General features: G+C 47.0%; 1 protein-coding gene. It reads right to left on the bottom strand.

Translation table 11 applies throughout. The features are described from left to right. Positions 1-305: 305 nt before the first annotated feature. The gene (gene ftsA / locus ACTHUE_RS18355) at positions 306-1553 is read right to left on the bottom strand and encodes a cell division protein FtsA (protein ID WP_070606053.1); all 1248 of its coding nucleotides are present in this window, start codon (positions 1551-1553) and stop codon (positions 306-308) included. Positions 1554-1609 lie beyond the last annotated feature (56 nt).

Below are 1609 nucleotides of genomic sequence, written 5' to 3'. Positions count from 1 at the left end.
TTAATAACAGCAGGGCTCGTTGCTGATTCTGCTACGTCGTAAACAAATTCCATTCAATAATCCTCCGCGCCCCGCTTTATAAGGACGGTTCAAAAATAACTCATTATCCGTATTATATAAGAAGTATCCAGATACTGGCAAAAATCTTCTTACCATTCGGCTGTCGGCGTTATATTTTTACTACATTTTTTAACAGAAAATATACAAGTTTTAAATTATCCACTTGGCAATTATTTAAAACCGTTTAATTTCACTTAAATATTCAGGACAAACGGTTGGTACACCGCCTGCCCTGAAAACTTTTATCAGAAATTGTCTTTAACGAATTTCATCAGTCTTGCCCACAGACTGATTTTTTCAGCCTGATCATGGACCACAATGGCACCTGTCACCGGCGCGCCGTCTTCCTCTCCCCTTGCCGCCTGCAAAAGACCGATGGCGGTTGAATAGCGTGGATTACGGATACGCTCAGATACACCACCCATTTCCTGTGGAACACCGATACGTGCCGGCAGGTTGAAGATTTCTTCCGCCAACTCAACAATACCGGTCAACATAGAAGCACCACCGGTCAAAACGATACCGGAAGTCAGCACTTCTTCAGGGAAACCGGAGCGGCGCAATTCATTCAGCGTCAATTCCAAAATCTCTTCTACGCGCGGGCCGATGATTTCAGCCAATACACGGCGTGAAATTTGACGCGATTGACGGTCGCCAACGCTAGGGACTTCAATCATTTCATCCAAGCCGTCCATAGTCGGAATCGCAGCGCCGTAATGGATTTTGATGTACTCGGCTGCGCTGTGCGGCGTACGCAAGGCTTGCGCCAAGTCTTTGGTAATCAAATCGCCGGCAACGGGAATAACCGCAGTATGGCGGATGGCGCCATTAGTATAAACCGCGATGTCGGTTGTACCGCCACCGATATCGATGACGCACACACCCAAATCTTTTTCGTCTTCAGTCAAAACGGCGTGACCGCTTGCCAAAGGCTGAAGCATGATTTGATCCATTTGCAGGCCGCAGCGTTGGATACATTTTTGGATATTTTGCAAAGCAGTGTTCGCACCGGTAATGATGTGTACACGGGTATCCAAACGCACGCCGCTCATACCGATAGGTTCTTTCACACCGGGTTGGTTGTCGATGATGTACTCTTGAACCACGGTATGCAAGATATTGTGATCAGGCGGAATATTGATGGCTTTTGCCGTTTCGATGGCACGATCGATGTCGGCTTGCGATACTTCGCCATCTTTAATTTTGACCACGCCTTGTGAATTCAGGCTGCGGATATGGTTACCGGCAATACCGGTGACGACGTGGGAAATTTTGGTATCTGCCATCAGCTCGGCATCTTCTACCGCCTGACGAATGGCTTGCGCAGTGGCGTCAATGTTGGTCACCATACCTGCACGCAGACCACGTGAAGGGCTTTGACCCAAGCCAACAATGTGGATTTCGTTATCTTCCCGAATCTCACCGATTAAGGCGATGACCTTGGACGTACCAATGTCTAAGGCACTGATATATTTATTTTGTTGTTGTTCCATAATTGCTCGTTCGCTATGTTGTCTGACTGACGGTTTGATTATTTTTGAAACAAGAT

It is taken from the genome of Neisseria sp. P0021.S005 (genome assembly GCF_051956955.1).
Note: the sequence above shows the minus strand (reverse complement) of the source record. Positions and strands in the feature narration are given on the sequence as shown.